Source organism: Streptomyces sp. NPDC104307 (genome assembly GCF_055584045.1).
Genome location: NZ_JBVJMU010000007.1, coordinates 69,464 through 88,917, shown reverse-complemented (window position 1 = coordinate 88,917; position 19,454 = coordinate 69,464). Strand labels below are relative to the sequence as shown.

Genomic DNA, 19,454 nt, shown 5'->3' with positions numbered 1-19,454 from the left:
CTTCACCGCAGCGAACCCGCCCGCACCGCGGGTACCACCGAACGAACGCGGACCGCCCGCACCCCGGTTCGCACCGGGCCGTCACAGGGGTGCCTGCCACACCACCGCCGTGCCGCCGCCGTCCTCCCCCATGCCGGGTCCGAAGCAGCTGGCCCCGCCCAGCGACTCCGCCCGGCGGGCCAGATTCCGCAGTCCGCTGCGCCGGCCGCCCGGCGGGATGCCCACGCCGTCGTCCGCGACCGTGAGCCGCACCGCGTCCCGTCCGTCGGGAAGCGTGGCGGTCGCGTCCACGACCACGTCGATCCGGGACGCCACGGCATGCCGGAAGGCGTTGGAGAGGGCCTCCCGCAACGCCGCGATCAGGTTTTTCCCGGCCAGCTCGCCGACCGCCGCGTCGACCGCACCGACGAAGTGGTGCGACGGCTTGAAGCCCAGGGGGACCGCCGCCATGTTGATCTCGCGCAGCACCCGGGTGCGCAGCCCCGACGGCGCCTCGGCCGGTTCCTGCTGCAGCGCGAAGATGGCGGTACGGATCTCCTGGATGGTCACGTCCAGCTCGTCGACCGCCCGGCCGACGCCGGTCTCTACCTCCGGCACGTCCGACCGGCGCTGAGCGCTCTCCAGCATCATCCCGGTGGCGAACAGCCGCTGAATGACCAGGTCGTGCAGATCGCGGGCGATCCGGTCGCGGTCCTCGTAGACCGCGAGCCGCTCCCGGTCCCGCTGCGCCTCCGCCATCATCAGCGCCAGCGCCGCCTGCGAGGCGAACTGGGCGGCGAGGGTCCGCTCCGTCTCCGTGAACGGCCGGCCGCCCCTGGCCCGCGGGGTGGCGAGCGCGCCGAGCACCCGGCCGCCGCTGTGCAACGGGAGCAGCATGCTCGGCCCGAACCGGTCCGCCAGCGTGGTGATCATGCGGGGGTCGGTGGCCGAGTCGTCCACGAAGACGGCCTCGCCGCCCAGCAGCATTCCCACCACCGGACTCTGCGCCGGGATGATCACCCCGAGCGCCCCGGTCGGCTCCGTCTCGGACACCGCGACGATCTCCAGTCCGCCGTCCTCCGCGGGCAGCAGCACGATCCCGGCGGCGGAGGCGGCGAGGTGGCGGGCCTGTTCGGCCACGACCGCGAGCGCGTCGTCGGCGTCCCCGCCGGAGAGCAGGGCGGTGGTCACGGCCACCGAGCCGTCGATCCACCGCTCCCGCTGCCGGGCGGCCTCGTACAGCCGGGCGTTGCCGATGGCGATGCCCGCCTCGGTGGCCAGCACCCGCACCATGTGCAGGTCGTAGTCGGTGAACTCGCCCCCGCCGTCCTTCCCGGCCAGATAGAGATTGCCGAAGATCTCGCCCTGCACCCGGATCGGTACGCCGAGGAACGTCCGCATCGGGGGGTGGCCCGGCGGGAATCCGGCGAACCGCGGATCGGCCGTCAGATCCGCGAGCCGCACGGGCCGGGGGTCGTGGATCAGTGCGCCGAGCAGGCCCCGGTGTCCGTCCGGCCGGTGTCCGATCTCGCGCGCCACCGGCTCCGGGACTCCATAGGTGACGAAGTCCGAGAGGCCCCTGCCCTCTTCGTCCACGACGCCGATGGCCGCGTAGCGGGCGTGGGCCAGTTCGGCCGCCGTCTCGCAGATCCGGTCGAGGGTGGTGTGCAGTTCGAGCCCTGTGCCGACGGAACGCATGGCTTCCAGCAGCTGCGGTACGCGGGCGGTGAGTTCGGTGGACAGACCCCGCAGACTGCGGGTCGCCTCCGTCGCGGCTTCGAGCGGCCCCTCCGGGCGCACAGTGTCCTCGGGGTACTCCCGCTGCCCCTGGTGCTCCCCGTGCTCCCGGTGCTCCCCGTGCTCCCGGCACTCCCGGTGCTTCGAATCCTTCGAGTCCCTCGGACCCTGCTCTGACATACCCAGAGCGTAGTTAGTCCCTTTTGTTGGGGAAAGTCGAAGCCCGGCGGGGACCCCTCAGACCCGCACGCCCGGCGACGCCCCCGCCGGCTCCCGTACGTCCCGTACGGTCGCGCGCTCGCGCGCCAGCATCCGGCTCAGCGGACCGTCCACCGCCACGAGAGCCGCGTACGGGCCACGCTGCACCACCGCTCCCGCGTCCAGGACCACCACCTCGTCGACGGCGTCCAAGCCTTCGAGCCGGTGGGTGATCAGCACCGTCGTGCGTCCCCGGGTGGCCGCCAGCAGGTCGGCCGTCAGGGCGTCGGCGGTCGGCAGGTCGAGGTGCTCCGCGGGCTCGTCCAGAACGAGCACGGGGAAGTCCGCCAGCAGCGCTCGGGCCAGCGCGAGCCGCTGGCGCTGGCCTCCGGAGAGGCGGGCGCCGTGCTCACCGACCAGGGTGTCCAGCCCGTCCGGCAGCGCCTCGGCCCAGTCGAGCAGCCGGGCCCGTGCGAGGGCGTCGCGCAGCTCCGCGTCGGTCGCTCCGGTACGGGCGAGACGCAGGTTCTCCCGGATGGAGCTGTCGAAGATGTGAGCGTCCTGCGCGCACAGCCCGACGAAACGCCTCACCGTGTCCCCGTCCAGCGCGGACGCCTCCACACCGCCGATCCGGTACGCCCCCGCCCGCGCGTCCAGGAAGCGGAGCAGGACCTGGGCGAGCGTGGTCTTCCCGGAACCCGAGGGACCCACGACCGCGATGCGCTTGCCGGCCTCCAGCGTGAGGTCCACGCGGTCCAGGGCGTCGTGCTCCGCTCCCGCGTACCGGGCAGAGAGCCCCCGTACCTCCAGCGGGAAGGGCGACGCGGGCGCCTCGGCGGGTGCGGCGGGTTCGCGTACCGGCACCGGGGCGTCGAGCACCTCGTACACCCGCTCCGCGCTGCGCTTGACCCGTTGCCGGTACTGGACGGCGAGCGGGAGACCGGTGACGGCCTCGAAGGCGGCCAGCGGGGTGAGGACGACGACGGCGAGCTCCACCCCGGCCAGCCGCCCGTCGGCCACGGCGGGGAGGGCGACGAGTGCGGCGGCGACCACGGTGAGGCCGCCGATCAGCGCGGTGAGCCCGCCGCCGAGCGCGGTGGCGGTCGCCGCCCGGGAAGCGATCCGGGTGAGGACGCCGTCGGCCTCCCGGGTCCTGGCCGAGCGGCCGGGCAGCGCACCCGCGACGGTCAGTTCGGCCGGCCCGCCGAGCAGGTCGGTGATCCGGGTCGCCAGATCGGCGCGGGCGGGCGCCAGCCTGCGCTCGGTGCGCCGGGCGCAGGCGCCGCTGACGAGCGGGACCCCGACCCCGGCGAGCAGCAGTCCGGCGGCGAGCACGACGCCCGCCTCCGGCAGCAGCCAGCCGGTGAACCCGGCGGCTGCCGCGCCGACGAGGAGCGCGGTTCCGGCGGGCAGCAGCCAGCGCAGCCAGTAGTCCTGAAGGGCGTCCACGTCGGCGACGAGCCGGGAAAGCAGATCCCCGCGCCGGGTCCGGCGCAGTCCTGCGGGCGCGATGCGCTCCAGACCCCGGTAGACATCGACGCGCAGCGCGGCGAGCATCCTGAGCACCGCGTCGTGCGAGACGAGGCGTTCGGCGTAGCGGAAGACCGCCCGTCCGATGCCGAAGGCGCGGGTCGCCGTCACCGCGACCATCAGGTAGAGCACCGGGGGCTGTTCCGAGGCGCGGGAGATCAGCCAGCCGGAGACGGCCATGAGGCCGACCGCGGAGCCCAGCGCGAGACTGCCCAGCAGCAGGGCGAGCGCGAGCCGGCCGTGCTGTGCACCGGCGGCCTCCCTGACCCGGGCCAGCACATGTCCGGTCCGGGCCGCGGTGTCCCGCAACACCTCGGGCTCCCGCGCCGCCTCGCCGCCGATGAGGTCGTCAGGGGCACCGGCCGGACGCGGCACCACGGCGGCGACAGCGGACCCGGCCGGTCCGGCCGTCGCGCCCGGCTCCAGCGTCACCACCCGGTCGGCGACCGAGAGGAGCGCCGGCCGGTGCACCACCAGCAGCACGGTCCGGCCGGCCGCCAGTCGGCGTACCGCCTCGACGATGCCCGCCTCCGTCTCCCCGTCCAGGCTCGCGGTCGGCTCGTCGAGCAGCAGCACCGGCCGGTCGGCGAGGAACGCGCGGGCGAGCGCGAGACGCTGCCGCTGTCCTGCGGAGAGGCCCGCGCCGTCCTCACCGAGGAGGGTCGCGGCGCCGTCCGGCAGGGCCGCCACGAAGTCGTACGCCCCGGCGTCGCGCAGCGCGTCCGTCACCGCGCTGTCGTCCGCCTCCGGCCGGGCCAGCCGTACGTTCTCCGCGATCGTGCCGGCGAAGAGGTGCGGGCGCTGCGGGACCCAGGCGATCCGCTCCCGCCAGCGTTCGGGGGAGAGGTCCGCCAGGTCGGTTCCGCCGACCCGCACCCGCCCCTCGTCGGGTGCGGCGAATCCCAGGACCACGTTCAGCAAGGTGGACTTGCCCACGCCGCTCGGGCCGACCAGGGCGACGGTCTCCCCCTCCTCCACCACCAGCGAGGCCCCGGCGAGCGAGGGCTCGGTACGCCCCCCGTGCCGGACGGTCACCCCGTCCAGCTCCAGCCGCAGCGACTTCGGGACCTCCCGCGTACCGCCCGCACGCGGCTCGGTCTCCAGGACCGAGAAGATCTCCTCCGCGGCCGAGAGGCCCTCGGCGGCGGCGTGGTACTGCGCCCCGACCTGCCGGAGCGGCAGATAGGCCTCCGGCGCGAGGATCAGCACCACCAGGCCGGTGTAGAGGTCGAGTTCGCCGTGGACCAGCCGCATGCCGATGGTGACGGCGACGAGGGCCACCGAGAGCGTCGCCAGCAGCTCCAGCGCGAAGGACGACAGGAAGGCGATCCGCAGCGTGCGCACGGTCGCCAGCCGGTACTGCGAGGTGATGGTGCGGATGGACTCGGCCTGCGCCTTGGCCCGGCCGAAGACCTTCAGCGTCGGCAGCCCGGCGACCACGTCGAGGAAGTGGCCGGAGAGCCGCGAGAGCAGCCGCCACTGGCGGTCCATCCGCGACTGGGTCGCCCAGCCGATCAGGATCATGAAGAGCGGGATGAGAGGCAGGGTGACGACGATGATCGCCGCCGAGATCCAGTCCTCCGTGACCACCCTGGCGAGCACCGCAACCGGCACCACCACGGCGAGCCCGAGCTGCGGCAGATACCGGGCGAAGTAGTCGTCCAGCGCATCGATGCCCCGGGTGGCGAGCGTCACCAGTGAGCCGGTGCGCTGGCCGCTCAGCCATTCCGGGCCCAGCGCGGCCGCCCGGTCGAGCAGCCGGCCGCGCAGCTCCGACTTGACGGCCGCTCCGGCCCGGTGGGCGGCCAGTTCGGTGAGCCAGGCGACCAGGGCCCGGCCGAGCGCGACCGCCGCGAGCAGCAGGAGCGGTGTACGCAGTCCGGACCCGGTGAGCCCGTCCTCGAAACCGCCCACCACCACTTCGGCGACGAGCATGGCCTGGGCGATGACCAGCGCCGCTCCGGCCAGTCCGAGTACCACCACAGCCACCAGGAAGAGGCGGGTGGCACGAGCGTGGCGGAGCAGACGCGGGTCGATCGGTTTCACGTGAAACACCCCATGGAACTCGGCTCGGTCAGGAAGGCATTCACCGCGTCGCATGCACCACGCTCAACGCGCACAGCGATGTGGTGCGTTCAGTGCGCGTCAGCGATGTGGTGCGTACCGATCCGCTTGCGGAACACCCAGTAGGTCCACCCCTGGTACAGCAGCACCACAGGAGTGGCGATCCCCGCGCACCAGGTCATGATCTTCAGCGTGTACGGGGTGGACGAGGCATTGGTGACCGTGAGGCTCCAGGCATCGTTCAGCGAGGACGGCATGACGTTCGGGAAGAGCGTCAGGAAGAGCATCGCGACCGCGGCCGTGACGGTCACACCGGAGAGGGCGAAGGACCACCCCTCGCGGCCCGCCGCGACGGCGCCGATCGCCCCGACCAGGGAGACCACGGCGATGATCATCGCGATCAGGCTCCAGCCGTCGCCGTTGTCGGCCTGGGTCCAGATCAGGAAGCCCAGAGCCAGCACCGCGGTGACCGCACCCAGTTTCAGGGCCAGCGAGCGAGCCCTGACCCGGATGTCGCCGACCGTCTTGAGCCCCGCGAACACCGTCCCGTGGAAGGTGAAGAGGGAGAGCGTGACCAGCCCGCCGAGGATCGAGTACGGATTGAGCAGGTCCCAGAAGTTGCCCACGTACTCCATGTCCGCGTCGACCTTCACGCCGCGCACGATGTTCCCGAAGGCCACACCCCAGAGCAGGGCGGGGATCAGCGAGGTCCAGAAGATCGCGTTCTCCCAGTTGTTCTGCCACTTCTCCTCGGGCCGCTTCGCCCGGTACTCGAAGGCGACACCGCGCACGATCAGGCAGAGCAGGATGATCAGCAGCGGCAGGTAGAACCCGGAGAACAGCGTGGCGTACCACTCGGGGAACGCGGCGAAGGTCGCTCCGCCCGCACTGAGCAGCCAGACCTCATTGCCGTCCCAGACGGGCCCGATCGTGTTGATCAGGACCCGTCGTTCCTTGCGGTCGCGGGCCAGCAGCTTGGTGAGCACACCGATCCCGAAGTCGAATCCCTCCAGGAAGAAGTAGCCGGTCCAGAGGACGGCGATGAGCACGAACCAGACGTCGTGGAGTTCCATCTCTCGGCTCCTGCGCTCTCAGTAGGAGAAGGCCATGGGCCGGTCGGCGTCGTCATGGTCGCCGCCGATCCTGGTGGGTGGGTTGAGGTCGTCGTCCGTGAGCTCCGGGGGCCCGGCCTTGATGTACTTCACGAGCAGCTTGACCTCGACCACGGCGAGTGCCGCGTAGAGCAGGGTGAAGAGGATCATCGAGGTGAGCACCTCGCCCTGCGAGACTCCGGGGGAAACCGCGTTGCGGGTCTGGAACACGCCGTAGACGACCCAGGGCTGACGGCCCATCTCGGTGAAGATCCAGCCCCAGGAGTTGGCGATCAGCGGGAAGAGCAGGGTCCACAGGGCGACGATCCAGTAGCACTTGGCGAGCTTGGGGCTCAGCGCCTTGTTCCTGAACAGGACCAGATGCGGCACTTCGTCCTCACCGGTCCGCATCCCCGGTGGCAGCATGAACTTCTTCCGGGTCAGCCACAGTCCCAGGATGCCGAGGGCGAAGGACGCCATCCCGAAGCCGATCATCCAGCGGAAGCTCCAGAAGGCGACCGGGATGTTGGGCCGGTAGTCGCCGGGCCCGTACTTCTCCTGCTCCGCCTTGTTGATGTCGTTGATGCCGGGGACGTAGGAGTTGAAGTTGTCGTCGGCGAGGAAGGACAGTATTCCGGGGATCGAGATCTCGACGGAGTTGTGGCCCTTGCTGACATCTCCGTACGCGAAGATCGAGAAGGGCGCGGAGTTCTGGCCGTCCCACAGTGCCTCGGCTGCCGCCATCTTCATCGGCTGCTGCTTGAACATCACCTTGCCCAGTTGGTCACCGCTGACGGCGGTGAGCAGGCCGGCGATCACCACGGTGATCAGCCCCAGCCGCAACGAGGTCCGCATCACCGGGATGTGCTTCTTGCGGGCCAGGTGGAAGGCGGCGATGCCGACCATGAACGCGCCGCCGACCAGGAAGGCCGCCGTGATGGTGTGGAAGAACTGGGCGAGCGCGGTGTTCTGCGTGAGCACGTGCCAGAAGTCGGTGAGCTCGGCCCGTCCGCGTTCCTTGTTGATGCGGTAGCCGACCGGGTGCTGCATCCAGGAGTTGGCCGCCAGGATGAAGTACGCGGAGAGGATGGTGCCGATCGAGACCATCCAGATGCAGGCGAGGTGGATCTTCTTCGGCAGCTTGTCCCAGCCGAAGATCCACAGACCGATGAAGGTCGACTCGAAGAAGAACGCGATCAGCGCCTCGAACGCCAGCGGGGCTCCGAAGATGTCCCCGACGAACCGCGAGTAGTCCGACCAGTTCATCCCGAACTGGAACTCCTGGACGATGCCGGTGACGACGCCCATGGCGATGTTGATCAGGAAGAGCTTCCCCCAGAACTTCGTGGCCCTGAGGTACTTCTCGTTGTTCGTCCGCACCCAGGCGGTCTGCAGGCCCGCGGTGAGCGCGGCGAGCGAGATCGTCAGGGGAACGAAGAGGAAGTGGTAGACGGTGGTCGTTCCGAACTGCCATCGCGCCAGGGTCTCCGGCGCCAGAGCTAGCTCCACGTCGTCTTCTCCTTACGTCGCCGTGGTGTCACCGGCATTTTGTCCCTTGAATCCGACTGATCATGGGAGAAACCAGGACACGCTTGTGAACGCGTTCACATTCACAAGCAATTATGGCGCACAGACTTTCGGGATCTTCGGCGGGGTACCCCCTTCGGGAGGCAGCGGCCATTTCCCTCGAAACGGACACGTCCGCGCCAGGCCGGCAAAGCGGCGTCCGGCAGGGAGACGCGAACGGGCCCCGCACCTCGCGCACGGGATCGCGCGAGATACGGGGCCCGACGGGCTCGTTTCCGGGGCTGGGCTTCCCGGGGCTACAGCTCCTTGCGGTACGACTCCGCGACCCTCAGGAACAGGTCGTTCGCCTCGTCCTCACCGATCGTGACCCGCACGCCCTCGCCCGCGAACGGCCGGACCACCACACCGGCCTTCTCGCAGACCGCGGCGAAGTCGACGGTGCGGTCCCCCAGCCGCAGCCAGACGAAGTTCGCCTGGGACTCCGGCACCGTCCACCCCTGCCCCACCAGCGCCTTGTGCACCCGCTCCCGCTCGCACACCAAAGACCCCACCCGGCCCAGGAGTTCGTCCTCGGCACGCAGCGAGGCCACCGCCGCGTCCTGGGCGAGCTGGCTCACGCCGAACGGCACCGCCGTCTTGCGCAGCGCGGCCGCCACCGGCTCGTGGGCCACCGCGAAGCCGACCCGCAGCCCCGCCAGCCCGTAGGCCTTGGAGAACGTCCGCAGCACCGCCACATTGGGCCGGTCCCGGTAGATCTCGATGCCGTCCGGCACGTCCGCGTCGCGGATGAACTCCTTGTACGCCTCGTCCAGCACCACGAGCACATCGCCCGGCACCCGGTCCAGGAAGCGCTCCAGCTCTGCCCTGCGCACCACGGTGCCGGTCGGGTTGTTCGGATTGCAGACGAGGATCATCCGGGTCCGGTCCGTGATCGCGTCCGCCATTGCGTCCAGATCGTGCACCTCGCCGCTGGTCAGCGGCACCTTCACCGACGTCGCGCCGCTGACCTGGGTGATGATCGGGTACGCCTCGAAGGAGCGCCAGGCGTAGATGACCTCGTCACCCGGCCCCGAGGTCGCCTGGAGCAGCTGCTGCGCCACACCGACCGAGCCGGTGCCGGTGGCCAGGTGCGAGACCGGCACACCGAAACGGTCGGACAGCTCGTTCATCAGGCCGGTGCAGGCCAGGTCCGGGTAGCGGTTGAGGTGCGCGGCCGCGGCCATCGCGGACTCCATCACCCCCGGCAGCGGCGGATACGGGTTCTCGTTGGAGGACAGCTTGAACGCGGCCGGTCCGTCCGCCGCGGCCGGCTTGCCCGGCACATAGGCGGGAACGCCGTCCAGCTCGGCACGCAACTTGGGGCTCGTCTCGCTCACCGCGGGTCCTCCTCGACCGTCCGTACACATCAATACTGCTCACCTTATGAGGATTGGGCGCCGCTGCGAATGGCGGGACCGGGGATTCGTCCGGTGGGCCCCGGAATGAGGGGGAGCGCTCCGCCCCCTGGCGCGCGCCGGTGGCTCACTCCGTGGCGCGCGTCCCCCGAAGAGGTGAGTTGAGACCTCTTCGAGACATCGCACCTACGACAGGCCCATCCGGTCCGACACCCGACACATGATGGTCCCGGCCCACAACCCCCTTTATTAACAAGGGCATTGGCATTAAATGATCATGCAGAAACGTGCCTGTCAACGCGTGCATATGCGATCGGACCAACTGCCCGTGCGAGCCCTACTATCGGCTCGCCATGACAGCAGCAGGGAAGCACCAGGTGAGCCGGACGGAGACCCCCCGGCGCGGCGGCAGGCGGGGCCGAGCAGGAATCCGGGATGTGGCCGCCGCCGCCGGAGTCTCCATCACGACCGTCTCCGACGCGCTCAACGGCAAGGGCAGGCTCCCGGACGCCACCCGCCGCCATGTCCGCGAGGTCGCTGAGCGCCTGGGCTACCGCCCTTCCGCCGCGGCCCGAACCCTCCGTACCGGCAAGTCCGGCCTGATCGGCCTGACCGTGACGACCTACGGGGACGAACCCTTCACCTTCACCGAATTCGCGTACTTCGCGGAGATGGCCAGAGCGGCCACCTCCGCCGCGCTGGCCCGCGGCTACGCCCTCGTCATCCTGCCCGCCACCTCACGCCACGACGTCTGGTCGAACGTAGCCCTCGACGGCACCGTCGTCATCGACCCCTCCGACCAGGACCCGGTCGTCACCGAACTCGTCCGCCAGGGGCTGCCCGTCGTCTCCGACGGCAGACCGGCCGGGACCCTCCCGGTCACCGCCTGGGTGGACAACGACCACAGGGCCGCCGTGCTCGACCTCCTCGACCATCTCGCCGCCGCCGGAGCCCGCCGGATCGGGCTGCTCACCGGCACCACCACGGACACGTACACCCGGCTGTCCACCACCGCGTACCTCCACTGGTGCGAGCGGGTCGGCCAGGACCCGGTGTACGAGTCCTACCCCGCCCACGACCCGTGCGCGGGCGCGGTGGCCGCCGACCGACTGCTGGCCCGTCCGGACCGCCCTGACGCCGTCTACGGGCTCTTCGACCCCAACGGCACCGATCTGCTCGCGGCGGCCCGCCGGTACGGTCTGCGCGTCCCTGAGGACCTGCTGCTGGTCTGCTGCAGCGAGTCCACCGTCTACGCGACGACCGAACCACCCATCACCACCCTCTCGCTCAAACCGCGCAGGATCGGTACGGCGGTCGTGCAGTTGCTCATCGACGCCATCGAAGGCGTCGAGCACGACGGCCCGGTGGAGCAGGTGATACCGACGGAACTCATCGTCCGGACCTCCTCCCAACGCCGTCCGCCCCGCACCACGGTCAGCGCGCCGCGCTCTCCGGCAGGGGATTGATCAGACCAATTGGGATCAATCGACCGACGAACCCGGCGTGCGTTCGGATTCACCACCCCTGGTGCGTCACAGAGCACGATTCGCATTCCTATGATGGGCGGACGACACCGCGGACTGCCCCGACCAGCAGGGCCCGTCAGGTGTACGGCGGCGCGACGGTGGTGGAGGGGTCGATGACACAGGGGGCCGGTCAGGAACCCGCGGTGCGGACGGCGACGTTGCGCGACTTCCGCGTACCGCCCTATGCGCAGTCCCCGGCACCGCCGGCGTCTCCGCACCCGGGCAACGCCTTCCCGGAGGGCGAGGCGCCGGAGGGGTACACCCCCACCGCGCGTGACCTTCCGGTGATCACCCGCGAGGCCACCGTCCAGGTGCGGGCCGTTCCCGAACCGCGGCCCGCCCAGGATCCGGAGCTCGGCCCGCTGTACGTGGTCGGTGACGTCCACGGCTATCTGGACGAGCTGCACGCCGCCCTCACCGAACAGGGCCTGATCGACGGTGACGGCAACTGGTCCGCGGGCAACGCACGGCTCTGGTTCCTCGGTGACTTCACCGACCGGGGGCCCGACGGCATCGGCGTCATCGACCTCGTGATGCGGCTGTCCGCGGAGGCAGCGGCCGCCGGCGGCTACTGCAAGGCCCTGATGGGCAACCACGAGCTGCTGCTCCTCGGCGCCAAGCGGTTCGCCGACACCCCGGTGAACTCGGGCGCGGGCACCGCCACCTTCCAGGCCGCCTGGCTGCTCAACGGCGGCCAGAAGAGCGACATGGAGCGGCTCCAGGACGTCCACCTCCAGTGGATGTCCCGGCTCGACGCGGTCGTCGAGGAGGACGGGCATCTGCTGATGCACTCGGACACCACGGCCTACCTCGACTACGGCTCCACCATCGAGGACGTCAACGACACGGTGCACGCCATCCTGACGCGGAACGACGCCGACGAGTGCTGGGACCTCTTCCGCAAGCTCACCAAGCGCTTCGCCTTCCGCGACGAATCGGGACCGCAGGCCGTGCAGCAGCTGATGGCGGCCTACGGCGGCCGACGCGTCGTCCATGGCCACAGCCCCATTCCGTATCTGCTCGGCGAGGTCGGTTCCGAGGACGGCGAGGACAGTGCCGGACCGCTGGTGGACGGCCCGCACGTGTACGCGGACGGGCTCGCCATCGCCATGGACGGCGGAGTGACCATGGCCGGAAAGCTACTGGTCGTCCAACTCCCCCTGCATGACTGACGCTCTTCGGGGAAGACGCATCAACGACCTGACCGTGCCGACCACTGGGCCTATTTCCGGAAACCCCCTGTCACCCTGTGCCGTGGGCGCTCTACCATCGGCGTACCAGTAGCAGGCTCTCCTCCGTTTCCGCCCGACTGCCCGGTTGAATCGGGCACACAGGCCCTACGGAGCATCGGGGGATGCACATGAACAGCGCTCCGCACCTGCTGACCGAGGACCGCCCCGAGTACGAGCGGATCCTCGACGACGCGCTGCGTCACGCCCATGAACGACCAGATCTGGCCGCAGTCGGCGAACGGCTCAACCCGGTCCAGCTGCGCACCATGGCGATGGCCGCCACCGCCCTGATAACCGCCACGGCCGCTACCGAGTACGAGCACTACGTGAAGGCCCGCGAGGAACTGCGGGCCGCCACGGCCGGCGCCGACCAGGACGCCGCCGGACTCATCGGCGCCGACGGTCCAGGCGGCTCTGGGGCCGGACTGGGAGCTGTCGTCACCGTGCTGGCCCCGGTGCTGGCGGGCACGGCCGCGGTGATCTTCCTGCTGGTCGGCTACATCCTGAAGATGCTCAGCTCGCCGCCGTCCTTCGCGGGGACCATGGTGAGCGTCGGCTGGGTCTTCGTGGCGCTCACCGCGGCCGCCATCCTGATCGCCGCCGCCGGCCTCCTCATCGCCGCGCTGCGCAACGGCTCCACCTCGCTGGCCGCAGAAGATCCCGGCGAGGAACTGCCCGAGGACGTGGCGCGGGCCAGAGAGGCGTGGCGGCACGCGCTGCTGGAACGGGGCATCCTGCCGTTCCTGCGGGACGCGCTGGCCGACCCGGGCGCCGCTCCCGCGGCCCGTACCCCCTATCCCTCGGCCAACCGCATCCCGAAGATCGGCTACAGCAGGCCGGACTTCTCCAGCCCGGACGACGGCCCGGCGGCCGCGCCCCGGCCGACCTTCACCAGCCCGGACTTCACCAGCCCCGACTTCGGCGGTCCGGAACACGAGATGGACTGACCGGGGCCAGGGGGAGGGGAGCGCGGGCGCGTCGTACCGGTCGGTGCGAGCCTGCCGGTACGACGCGCGCCGCCCTCAGTCCGCGATCGGCAGGTAGACCCGGTTGCCCGCAGCCGCGAACTCCTTGGACTTCTCCGCCATGCCCGCCTCGATCTCCGCCTGCGAACCGCCGTGCTCACGCCGGATGTCGTGCGAGATCTTCATCGAGCAGAACTTCGGCCCGCACATCGAGCAGAAGTGCGCCGTCTTCGCCGGCTCGGCCGGCAGCGTCTCGTCGTGGAACTCCCGTGCCGTGTCCGGGTCGAGCGCCAGATTGAACTGGTCCTCCCACCGGAACTCGAAGCGGGCGTCCGACAGCGCGTCGTCCCACTCCTGCGCCCCCGGGTGCCCCTTGGCGAGGTCCGCCGCATGCGCCGCGATCCGGTACGTGATCACACCGGTCTTCACGTCGTCCCGGTTGGGCAGGCCCAGGTGCTCCTTGGGCGTGACGTAGCAGAGCATCGCCGTCCCCCACCAGGCGATCATCGCGGCGCCGATGCCCGAGGTGATGTGGTCGTACGCCGGAGCGACATCGGTGGTCAGCGGGCCGAGGGTGTAGAACGGCGCCTCCTCGCAGATCTCCTGCTGGAGGTCGATGTTCTCCTTGATCTTGTGCATCGGGACGTGCCCCGGACCCTCGATCATCGTCTGGACGCCGAACCGCTTGGCAACGGTGTTCAGTTCGCCGAGCGTGCGCAGTTCGGCGAACTGCGCCTCGTCGTTGGCGTCCGCGATCGATCCGGGGCGCAGCCCGTCGCCCAGGGAGTACGTCACGTCGTAGGAGGCGAGAATCGCGCAGAGCTCCTCGAAGTGCTCGTACAGGAACGACTCCTTGTGGTGCGCGAGGCACCAGGCGGCCATGATCGAGCCGCCCCGGGAGACGATGCCGGTCTTCCGACGGGCCGTCAGCGGCACGTATGGGAGGCGTACGCCGGCGTGGACCGTCATGTAGTCGACGCCCTGCTCGGCCTGCTCGATGACGGTGTCCTTGTAGATCTCCCAGGTCAGCTCCTCCGCCCTGCCGTCGACCTTTTCGAGCGCCTGGTAGAGGGGCACGGTGCCGATCGGCACCGGGGAGTTGCGAAGTACCCACTCACGGGTGGTGTGGATGTTGCGGCCGGTGGAAAGGTCCATGACCGTGTCGGCGCCCCACTTGGTCGCCCAGGTCATCTTGTCCACCTCCTCCTCGATGGAGGACGTCACCGCGGAGTTGCCGATGTTGGCGTTCACCTTCACCAGGAACCGCTTACCGATGATCATCGGCTCGATCTCCGGGTGGTTGACGTTGGCCGGCAGCACGGCCCGGCCCGCGGCGATCTCCTCGCGCACCACCTCGGGCGTGACGTTCTCCCGGATCGCCACGTACTCCATCTCCGGGGTGATCTCGCCGCGCCGGGCGTACCCGAGCTGGGTCACCGGGCGCCCGTCCCGGCTGCGCCTCGGCTGGCGCGGGCGGCCTGGGAAAACCGCGTCCAGATTGCGCAGCCCGCCGCGCGGCGAGGTGTGCTTGAGCCCGTCGTCCTCGGGACGCGCGGCGCGGCCGGCGTACTCCTCGGTGTCACCGCGGGCGATGATCCAGTTCTCCCGCAGCGGCGCGAGTCCGCGGCGGACATCGGTGTCGATGGCGGGATCGGTGTACGGCCCCGACGTGTCGTACAGCGTCACGTCCTTGCCGTTGGTGAGGTGCACCTGACGGACCGGCACCCGGAGGTCCGGGCGCGAGCCCTGGACGTACCCCTTGTGCCAGCCGATGGACTTCCCGGCCTTGTCGCTCGGACCGGCCTTGTCGCTCCGACCGGCCCCGTCGCTCCGACCGCCTTCGTCGTTCTGACTGGAGGCAGGCATGCGTGCATCCGCTGTGGTCATGAGACCTACTCCCTACGCCGGCATTACCCGGTAACAGGTTCGGCGGTCGGCGCAGCTTGTCCCGTACGGATGTACGGAGATCAGCGCCCTCTCAGCCCGGTGCTCCGAGCTCCCGCGTGTGCAAAGGTCCCACCACGCTAACGCCCTCACGGGTGTGCTGAACAGTGGGCCCCGCTCGTCTTGCGATGATCGGCCGGTGACGTCCCCCCATATCGTTCCCGAGCAGCCGTCCCCTCAGCACACCCACAGCCACGCGCACGGCCCTGCCGCACCCGTGTCCAAGCACCTGCGCAAGGTGATCGCCGCCGTACTGATCCCGTTCGCGGCCGCGGTCGCCGTCGGGCTCGTGGTGCTCTGGCCCGGTGGTGCGCCGGCGCACGAACGAACCGGTGTCGGTTTCGACCGGCAGACCCAGCAGGCGAAGGTGGTGAACGTCGACAAGGTCGACTGCAAGGACGTGAACGCGGCCCAGCTGCCGGTCGATGGCGAGACCCCGCCGGTGAAGGACCCGGCGACCGGTGGCGGCGGGACCGTGCCCTGTGAGAAAGCCACGGTCGAGGTCACGAGCGGCAAGGACAAGGGGCGCACCTTCATCGAGGTGGTGCAGCCCGGCGCACCGCGACAGCTGCGGGAGGGGCAGGAAGTGGTGGTCGCGTACGCCCCCGACGCGCCCCATGACCTCCAGTACTCCGTGACGGACGTGAACCGGAAGTTCCCCATGGCGCTGCTGGCCGGGATCTTCGCCGTCGCGGTGGTCGTCGTGGGGAGACTGCGCGGGGTCATGGCATTGGTGGCGCTCGCCCTGTCGTTCGCCGTGCTGACCCTGTTCATCCTTCCGGCCATCCTGCAGGGCTCGAATCCGCTGCTCGTGGCGGTGGTCGGGGCCAGCGCCATCATGCTGATCGCCCTCTACATCTGCCACGGGCTGACCGCCCGCACCTCCGTCGCCGTCGTCGGCACCCTGGTCTCGCTCCTGCTGATCGGGCTGCTCGGCTCGCTCTTCATCGGCTGGGCGAGCCTGAGCGGGAACACCGACGACAGCACCGGCCTCATCCACGGCCTGTATCCGCACATCGACATGAGCGGTCTGCTTCTGGCCGGCGTCATCATCGGCTCCCTGGGGGTGCTCGACGATGTGACGGTCACCCAGACGTCGGCCGTCTGGGAACTGCACCAGGCGGACCCGGTGATGAGTGCGAAGCAGCTTTACCGGGCAGGTATCAGAATCGGAAGGGATCACATCGCCTCAGTGGTCAACACCCTGGTGCTCGCCTATGCGGGCGCGGCGCTGCCGTTGCTGCTGCTGTTCTCGATCGCCCAGAGCGGCGTGGGCACGGTGGCCAACAGCGAGCTGGTGGCGGAGGAGATCGTGCGGACGCTGGTCGGCTCGATCGGGCTGGTCGCCTCGGTGCCGGTGACCACCGCGCTCGCGGCGCTGGTCGTCTCCGCGGACCGTACGGGGGTCGGCGCGGAAGCCGGGGCTTCGGCACCCGTACGGAGTGGCAGAGGACGACGGCGACGGGCGAAGGCCTGAACGGTCACACACGGAGAGTGATTCACCCGTTCGGCAGGTGTGGTGTTCGACCGGCACCCTGGCCCCGATAAGGCGGCTCCCGTCAGCCGGCGTTCTGTTCCTCGGCCAGAATTCGCCCCAATGCCTCTTCCAGATTGCCCTCGAAGTCACCCAGCGTGCACTCCTGGCCGAGCGGGACGAGCTTGTCCGTCCGGTCGAGAAACGCCACAAGGGGTGCCGTACCCGCCCTGAAGAGAGCGCGGTCCGCCCCCACCTGGAGCCGGATGTGGACGTCGCACAGTCCTTCGGGCTCGGTCGGCCCGATGTGTACGTCCCCGTCGCCACTGGGGCTGTTGAGGCCGTCGAGCAGCAGCTCGCGGCCAAAAGCCCAGGTGACCGGGGCATCGCCGGGGAGATGGAAGGTCATCCGGATCGCGTACGGATCGCACACTTCGTACCGGAGCTCCACCGGGATACGGAATGAGAGCTCCTCGGAGACGAGGAAGCTCATCATGACCTCAGCTTGAACCGACTCGCGCATCGTTCAACCCCGCAGTAGATGAATCTGGCCAGGAATGATCCCCCATGGCCCTATTGACGCCATCGTGGTGCACGCGATAGCAGATCACAAGGAGTGATTTTTCAGATACTGATAGAGAACACGAACGAACGCAAGAGGCTGGCCACTTCGCCACGTAGTCGTTCGACTGCGGGGAGCAACCGATCTTCCTGGTCGAGGGGTACCGAAATGGCCATCGCCGCAGCCGTGAAACCGGCCGCGATCGGGATGGCGGCGCAGACCGTCCCGAGGGCGTATTCCTGCCGCTCGATGACGGGTTCCGTTCGCTCCAGGGATCGCAGCCGTTCAAGAAGTGCCGCGCGGTCGCGTACGGAGTACCGGGTCAGCGGACGCACCGGATGCCGGTCCAGGTGGTCCTCGCGGGCCTTCTCGTCGAGCTGGCTCAGCAGGCACTGGCCGATCGCGTGGGCGTGCCCGGTCTCCTGGAAGGCTGCCCATTCGTCGACCGCGGGCGTGGCCGGGGTGTCGGCGACCGCGACGAGCTCGATCTCGCCGTCGCGGTAGACGGCGCAGTACACCGGGGCCCCGATGATGTCCCGCCAGCGGTCCAGGGACTGGGTCATCCGGCTGCGCCGGTTCTGCAGAGCGCCGTCGCCCACCAGCCGCTCGGCGGCCGCGCCGAAGAGGAAAACGCCGTTCTCCCGGCGCAGATATCCCTCGTGGGTGAGGGTGCGCAGCAGGTGGTAGGCGGTGGGCAGCGGGAGTCCCGCCTCACGCGCAAGCTGTTTGGCCGGCGCCCCGTCGCGATGGGCGCCCACGGCCTCCAGCAGTCTCAGCGCCCGCTGCACCGATCCGATCAACGTCGGCACAGCGGTACTCGATGCCGTGGTCAACGGTCACCCCCAGGCATGGTGACGGGCAGTCAGCCCGCCTGTGGAGGCCGCCCCCACATGTCTGCCGCAGGTTCGGGTCCGGAGGCCGGATGCCTGTCCACCACTGGTCAGGTGGTGACTGACAGTGCTCTCCCAGGCGGCGGCAGCGAATTTCCACTGTATCCGCAGCGTCCGGAAGGGTTGCGGTTTCGTCTTCCGCTTAGCTCACCTGGGCTAACCGTGCGACCGGTGGTGCGGCCACCGGTCGTCCGCCGGTCGCCTACCAGTCGCCGCGCGAGGACGAGGACGACATGAACTTCCGCACGAGGAAGACGATCCCGCCGACCAGCACCACGAAGATCAGGATCTTGAAGAGCAGCCAGACGACGAAGCCGACCACGCTGGCGATCAGACCACCGAACACGACGATCGCGATGACGGGCACCGCGATCCACTTCACCCACCAGGGCATTCCCGCGAATATCTCCCGCACGGCCATCTGTCCTACCTCGTCTCTGTGAGTTCCTGCTCCGATGCTAGAGGGGCGGGGGTGGCCGGCGGGGGCCTCGCATCCCTTGAACTCCCCTGATCGAACCCTTAGGGATCCCCGAGAGACCGCTCCGTCTCCCGGACTCCTCAGCCCTCGGGCGGCGAGAAGACCACCATCACCCGCAGGTCCTCGGTGATGTGGTGGAACTTGTGAGCCGTGCCGGCAGGTACATACACGACACTTCCTCTGCCCACCTGCGTGGTTTCCATGCCCACGGTGATCGACGCGCGCCCGCTGACGACCAGGTAGACCTCGTCCTGCTTGTGCGGCTGCTGCGGATCGAGCTCACCGGCGTTCAGCGCGTACAGGCCGACAGACATGTTCCGTTCACGGACGAACTGCAGATACGCGCCGTCGTTGGCGGCCCGCTCCGCCTCCAGTTCGTCCAGTCTGAATGCCTTCATGGCCTGCCCGTCCCTTGCCTCTGCCCAGCCGGTGTCCGCCACCGATCATGTCTGCCACGATCAGACACATGAAGAATTTCGTAGTCAAGACGATCGCCAACGCGGGTGCGCTGGCAGTGGCCATCTGGCTGCTCCAGGACATCACGCTGACCGGCGGAAGCACCGGCCGCAAGGTCCTGACCCTGATCTTGGTCGCTCTGATCTTCGGCCTGGTCAACTTCTGTGTAAAGCCGGTCCTGAAGCTGCTCACCCTGCCGCTCTTCCTCCTCACGCTGGGGCTGTTCACCCTGGTGGTGAACGCACTGATGCTGATGCTCACCTCCTGGCTGGCCGGCCAGCTCGATCTGAGCTTCCACGTCCACGGCTTCTGGACCGCCGTCCTCGGCGGACTGATCATCTCGATCGTGTCCTGGGCGCTGAACGTGGTCCTGCCCGACGAGGACTGATTCACGTACACCTGGAACA

At 69.6% G+C, this 19,454-nt stretch carries 15 protein-coding genes; 5 read left to right on the top strand and 10 right to left on the bottom strand.

What is annotated here, in order from left to right; all coding sequences use genetic code 11:
- Positions 1-81 precede the first annotated feature (81 nt).
- The 5 genes from ACZ601_RS19940 to hisC form a co-directional block, all read right to left on the bottom strand.
- On the bottom strand, positions 82-1,896 hold the full coding sequence (locus ACZ601_RS19940) for a GAF domain-containing sensor histidine kinase (protein ID WP_469539655.1): 1,815 nt from the start codon (positions 1,894-1,896) through the stop codon (positions 82-84).
- Positions 1,897-1,953: 57 nt separating this feature from the next.
- On the bottom strand, positions 1,954-5,490 hold the full coding sequence (gene cydD / locus ACZ601_RS19935; RefSeq protein WP_469539652.1) for a thiol reductant ABC exporter subunit CydD: 3,537 nt from the start codon (positions 5,488-5,490) through the stop codon (positions 1,954-1,956).
- Between the two features lie 89 nt (positions 5,491-5,579).
- The gene (gene cydB, locus ACZ601_RS19930) at positions 5,580-6,581 is read right to left on the bottom strand and encodes a cytochrome d ubiquinol oxidase subunit II (protein ID WP_469539649.1); all 1,002 of its coding nucleotides are present in this window, start codon (positions 6,579-6,581) and stop codon (positions 5,580-5,582) included.
- 18 nt (positions 6,582-6,599) lie between these two features.
- A complete protein-coding gene (locus ACZ601_RS19925) occupies positions 6,600-8,108 on the bottom strand; it encodes a cytochrome ubiquinol oxidase subunit I (RefSeq protein WP_440573554.1) in 1,509 nt (502 codons plus the stop codon).
- 314 nt (positions 8,109-8,422) lie between these two features.
- Positions 8,423-9,502, bottom strand: coding sequence for a histidinol-phosphate transaminase (hisC, locus tag ACZ601_RS19920; protein WP_440573553.1), 1,080 nt, complete (start codon positions 9,500-9,502; stop codon positions 8,423-8,425).
- A gap of 371 nt (positions 9,503-9,873) precedes the next feature.
- Between hisC and ACZ601_RS19915 the strand changes: the two genes are divergently transcribed.
- The 3 genes from ACZ601_RS19915 to ACZ601_RS19905 all read left to right on the top strand — a co-directional run bounded on the left by ACZ601_RS19915 (position 9,874) and on the right by ACZ601_RS19905 (position 13,225).
- Positions 9,874-10,986, top strand: a complete 1,113-nt coding sequence (locus ACZ601_RS19915) for a LacI family DNA-binding transcriptional regulator (protein ID WP_073736343.1) — start codon at positions 9,874-9,876, stop codon at positions 10,984-10,986.
- A 173-nt stretch (positions 10,987-11,159) separates the two neighbouring features.
- Positions 11,160-12,218, top strand: a complete 1,059-nt coding sequence (locus ACZ601_RS19910; protein ID WP_440573552.1) for a metallophosphoesterase — start codon at positions 11,160-11,162, stop codon at positions 12,216-12,218.
- A gap of 182 nt (positions 12,219-12,400) precedes the next feature.
- Positions 12,401-13,225 (top strand): hypothetical protein, encoded by an 825-nt coding sequence (locus tag ACZ601_RS19905; RefSeq protein ID WP_469539644.1) that lies wholly within the window; start codon positions 12,401-12,403, stop codon positions 13,223-13,225.
- A 75-nt stretch (positions 13,226-13,300) separates the two neighbouring features.
- Here the strand turns inward: ACZ601_RS19905 and thiC are convergent, their stop codons facing one another.
- Entirely contained in the window at positions 13,301-15,130 is a 1,830-nt protein-coding gene (gene thiC, locus ACZ601_RS19900) for a phosphomethylpyrimidine synthase ThiC (protein WP_469539642.1), read from the bottom strand.
- A 196-nt stretch (positions 15,131-15,326) separates the two neighbouring features.
- Between thiC and ACZ601_RS19895 the strand changes: the two genes are divergently transcribed.
- A complete protein-coding gene (locus ACZ601_RS19895; RefSeq protein WP_469539639.1) occupies positions 15,327-16,664 on the top strand; it encodes a YibE/F family protein in 1,338 nt (445 codons plus the stop codon).
- Between the two features lie 82 nt (positions 16,665-16,746).
- Here the strand turns inward: ACZ601_RS19895 and ACZ601_RS19890 are convergent, their stop codons facing one another.
- The 4 genes from ACZ601_RS19890 to ACZ601_RS19875 all read right to left on the bottom strand — a co-directional run bounded on the left by ACZ601_RS19890 (position 16,747) and on the right by ACZ601_RS19875 (position 18,989).
- On the bottom strand, positions 16,747-17,184 hold the full coding sequence (locus tag ACZ601_RS19890) for an SsgA family sporulation/cell division regulator (protein ID WP_024489558.1): 438 nt from the start codon (positions 17,182-17,184) through the stop codon (positions 16,747-16,749).
- A gap of 101 nt (positions 17,185-17,285) precedes the next feature.
- A complete protein-coding gene (locus tag ACZ601_RS19885; RefSeq protein WP_469539636.1) occupies positions 17,286-18,056 on the bottom strand; it encodes an IclR family transcriptional regulator in 771 nt (256 codons plus the stop codon).
- Positions 18,057-18,315: 259 nt separating this feature from the next.
- A complete protein-coding gene (locus ACZ601_RS19880; protein WP_311307768.1) occupies positions 18,316-18,528 on the bottom strand; it encodes a DUF5326 family protein in 213 nt (70 codons plus the stop codon).
- A gap of 143 nt (positions 18,529-18,671) precedes the next feature.
- Positions 18,672-18,989, bottom strand: a complete 318-nt coding sequence (locus tag ACZ601_RS19875) for a cupin domain-containing protein (RefSeq protein WP_073736338.1) — start codon at positions 18,987-18,989, stop codon at positions 18,672-18,674.
- 68 nt (positions 18,990-19,057) lie between these two features.
- On the opposite strand from ACZ601_RS19875, the gene ACZ601_RS19870 reads away from it, so the two are divergent.
- Positions 19,058-19,435 carry a phage holin family protein gene (locus tag ACZ601_RS19870; RefSeq protein ID WP_440573547.1) on the top strand — a complete coding sequence of 126 codons (378 nt, stop codon included), beginning with the start codon at positions 19,058-19,060 and terminating at the stop codon, positions 19,433-19,435.
- Positions 19,436-19,454: the final 19 nt, after the last annotated feature.